Source organism: Mitsuaria sp. TWR114, from assembly GCF_007997345.1.
Genome location: NZ_VOSR01000847.1, coordinates 1 through 3,976, shown reverse-complemented (window position 1 = coordinate 3,976; position 3,976 = coordinate 1). Strand labels below are relative to the sequence as shown.

Below are 3,976 nucleotides of genomic sequence, written 5' to 3'. Positions count from 1 at the left end.
CACCTGCACCTGCACCTGCGCCCGCACCGGCACCCGCGCCTGCGCCAGGCGGGCTGGTCCATCCGGGGCTGCTTCATACGCAGGCGGACCTTCAGCGCATGCGCGATCAGGTCGCCGCCGGCAAGCAGCCCTGGCTCGGCAGTTGGAACCTGCTGCTCGCCGCGCGTCGTGCCGAGCTGGGCGTGAAGCCCTCACCGCTGGAAGTCGTGAGTCGCGGCGGAACCGGCGAGAACTTCTGGGTGATGGTCACCGACATGATGCGCGCGTATCACCTCGCGCTGCGCTGGAAGGTCACCGGCGACGAGGCCTATGCGAAAGACGCGGTGAAGTTCCTCAATGCCTGGTCGTCGACCTTGAAGCGACTGGCCGGCGATTCCAATCGTTACCTGGCGTCGGGCCTCTACGGCAACCAATGGGCCAATGCCGCCGAGGTGATGCGCACCTATCCGGGTTGGGCCAAGGAGGACGTCGCACGGTTCCAGACCATGCTGCTCAACGTGTTCTATCCGGAGTGCCACGCGTTCCTCACCGACCACAACGGCACCGAGATCAGAAAGGTCACGCACTACTGGGCCAACTGGGACCTGGCGAACGTCTGCAGCATGTATGCCATCGGCGTGTTCTGCGACCGACCGGACATCGTCGCTGAGGCCAGCAACTACTACAAGAACGGCCGGGGCTGTGGATCGCACGGCAACAACGTCTACTACCTGCATCCCGGCTACCTGGGCCAGTGGCAGGAAAGCCACCGCGACCAAGGACACTCCACCCTTGGCATCGCGCTGGCCGGCATGCTGTGCGAGATGGCCTGGAACCAGGGCGAGGACCTCTACGGGCTCTGGAACAACCGCCTCCTCGCCGGTGCGGAGTACGTCGCGAAGACCAACGTCCTGGTCGGACCGCCGCCCGACTACATCGCGTACCCGATGCCCTTCACCCCCTACACCGGCGTCCATGGATCCAGCACCACGGTGTCCGGTGGGGACAACCCTCGCCCCTGCTGGGAACTCATCCTCAACCATTACGTCGCCCGCAAAGGCCTGTCGGCCCCATGGACCCAGAAGATGGTGAACAAGCAGCGTCCTGAACGGGTGGACGGTGGGGATTCGCCGGGCCTGGGATCCTTGCTCTACGTCCGTGACGCCGTCGCGCCCGCCCGGCCGAGCGGCCTGAGCGCCGTCCTCCATGAGGGCAAGGTGCTGATGTCGTGGTGGGGCAGCGCCGATGCAACGGACTATCTGGTGCAGCGCGCGAGTTCCTCCGCCGGCCCCTTCACCACCCTTGCGCGAGTGACCGACCCGCGCACCTACACCGACGCACCGGCTGCGGGCACCTGGTACTACCGCATCAGCGCCGTCACCGGCCAGGGCGAGCGGGTCGGGGCGGACACCCTGCGCGTGGCGGTGCCCGGAGAACTGTGGCTGCATCTGCCACTCAACGGCAGCACCGATGACCTCAGCGGCAACGGCCGATATGGCGTGCTCATGGAAGGCGCGACCTGGGGCGAGGGGCGCAACGGCAGCACCTGCGTCGTGTTCGACGGCCGCCGTGCCCATGTGCGCCTGGTCGATGGCGTGGTGTCGGCATTGGGCGACTACACGGTGGCGATGTGGGTCTACTGCGACAACACCGGCCCCAGTTCGCGCTTCTTCGATTTCGGCTCCAACGACGTGTCGTACATGGCGCTCACCCCGCGGGAGTCGACGCGCCCGCCCGTCCCCAGCCTGATGCGCCTCATGTCCACACGCAATCAGTTCTGGATGCCGTCGCCCTTGGCGGCGCCCATTCCGCCCAACGGTCGCTGGACCCATGTGGCCATCACGCTCTCTGGCACGGTCGGCACGCTTTACGTCGACGGCTCACCGGTCGCCACCAGTCCCGAAATCTGGATGGCGCCCTATCAGTTCGGCCACACGACGCGGAACTGGCTGGGACGCTCGCAGTACGGGGGCGATCCATTCTTTAAGGGGCGGATGCAGGACTTCCGGATCTACAGCGGAGCGCTGACCGCCGCCGCCGTTGCGAACCTCGCCCGCTGACAGCCTTGCCCCCGCCCTTGGGCGGGGCAAGGCGAGCGCGGAAGCTTCACGTCAACTCATACGCCAGCTCAGAGAAATGCCGCCCGTCCCGGATGTCGACGCTCAGCTGCCCGCTGAGCCCGGTCAGCCCGCCGGTCCCTGAATCCGGCACCACCTGCACGGTCAGTGTCGGCTGGCCGCGGTTCATCTCGCCGGTGTGCATCAGCACGAAGCTCCCCTCCCAAGTTAGCTGAATGTCGACACCCGCTGTTGACATGCATTTAAGTCGAGAGCGGGATCCTAGGTGGAACAACAGGTTAGCCCATTCTGAATCACCGTCCTTGAGAACCGATGCTCATCCAAGTTGAGAATTTCCTGTTGGCTCATCACTCAACTTGAGAAGTTTCTCAGCAGAGCTTTGTTCAGAGCACAAGTCTTGTCCCGGACGCTCCGTGCGAGGATCCGGATTACTGAAAACCGTCCAATGAAGGCGCTGCCGGGGAGCCGGACAATCGCCACCTTACGCTCCTGTAGCGCTGCCGCCTGTAGAGCGGCTAGGGGCCCGACCAGATGGCAGCGATCGCGGAGAACCTGTGAAACGAATCAGAGTGGCGCCGGGAAAGTTCGTCATGGTTAGCTCCGAGCTGGCTGAGAAAGCAGCGCGGATACGCATGCTCACGGCGGAGGAGGCTCGGGCGCTTGTGGAAATGGCTCCCAAGATTGCCGCCGGGCCCATGCTTGGGAAACCTTCCATGCGACGGCGCAAGCCGAAGAGACGTTAAGGGGCCAAAGGGCGGCAGTCCCGCGACAGATCTGCCGATGAGCACGTTGCTGCCCGCTTTAGGCTGAAAGCGGAAGTGCTGATGCAGGGCACAAGGGCTAGCGCGACGCTCGCGCCTAGAAGGTCTCAGCAAGACCTCGGTGAAGCCGATTGTGGAGAGGCGTACAGGACATACCTACGCTGCGGAGAAGCTAACTGTGGCGATCAATTGCCTGGCAAGCCATGCGGCAGCTGTGCAGCGACGCCGAGCCACACCGCGTGGCTCCCTTGCGGATCTAGCTCTCGCTTGATGAGGACAGGAGCCAGCGCTAGGGCGTCATATGGGACCTCGACTTGCAGCACTCGGTGCGTCGGCGATCCCGCTCGATGGAAGACCACGAGTCCGACCTCAGAGGCCGGAGGGGTCACGAGCACCAAGTCAAAGGCGCTGATCTGCATGCCCGCGAGATGGGCTATCTGAACCCTAACTCGCATCGCCATCACTACCGATCCCGAGCCCAGGCAATGCCCTGGATCAGGGCGTAGTCACTAGCCCCGGCTGAAGATGCGAACGTCCGCTTGAACCGGAAGACGCGGTCGGTCGTGGCAGAACCGCTTCCGGACCGGATGGATACTGACGAGGCGAAGCGTCCGCCTGCCTCGGGTGTAGTCATGGGCGAGACACGAAAGCGTCCCACCTCGATGCTGTCGGAATGCATAAAGAGGGGCGCCCATACCAGTTGGCCAAGCGCAGTTGGGTTTGAGGTGGCAACAGGGCCTGTGCCCGCCTGCCGTCGACAAGAAACGGCTGGTAGCGGCCCGATCAAACCCGACGAATGTTCGTCGCCTGAAGACCCTTGAGACCGTTCTTCGTTTCGAACTCCACTTGCGCGCCTTCGGGCAAGGTACGGAAGCCGCCCGTGGACTGAATCTCGCTGTGATGGGCAAACAGGTCCTTGCTGCCGTCGGCCGGGGAAATGAACCCGAAGCCCTTGTCGTCGCTGAACCACTTCAGGAAATGCTAATTTATCCGGCTGATCTCGATCGCGGTGGACGCGTCGGCGGCAGGATCAGCGCATGAGTCAACGCAGCTTTGCCAGTGCCGAGTTCGCTCTGAAGAAGAAGCGCACGCGGCGCGAGGTGTTTCTCGCGGACATGGAGCGCATCGTGCCGTGGGCACGGCTGGAAGCGGCGATCG

Annotated in this window: 3 protein-coding genes and 1 pseudogene; 2 read left to right on the top strand and 2 right to left on the bottom strand. The window is 64.1% G+C overall.

Going from position 1 to position 3,976, the window contains the following annotated elements:
- On the top strand, positions 1–2,039 hold a 2,039-nt coding region (locus FUT87_RS24865), incomplete at its 5' end, for a LamG-like jellyroll fold domain-containing protein (protein ID WP_255512021.1).
- 46 nt (positions 2,040–2,085) lie between these two features.
- On the opposite strand, the gene FUT87_RS24860 is transcribed toward FUT87_RS24865, so the two are convergent.
- Complete coding sequence (locus tag FUT87_RS24860) at positions 2,086–2,247, bottom strand: DUF3224 domain-containing protein (RefSeq protein ID WP_255512020.1); 162 nt, start codon at positions 2,245–2,247, stop codon at positions 2,086–2,088.
- Positions 2,248–3,601: 1,354 nt separating this feature from the next.
- Positions 3,602–3,793: a cold-shock protein gene (locus FUT87_RS24850; RefSeq protein ID WP_147242732.1), complete on the bottom strand. Its 192-nt coding sequence runs from the start codon at positions 3,791–3,793 to the stop codon at positions 3,602–3,604.
- 62 nt (positions 3,794–3,855) lie between these two features.
- On the opposite strand from FUT87_RS24850, the pseudogene FUT87_RS24845 reads away from it, so the two are divergent.
- A pseudogene (locus FUT87_RS24845) lies at positions 3,856–3,976 on the top strand (IS5/IS1182 family transposase); the annotation flags it as partial.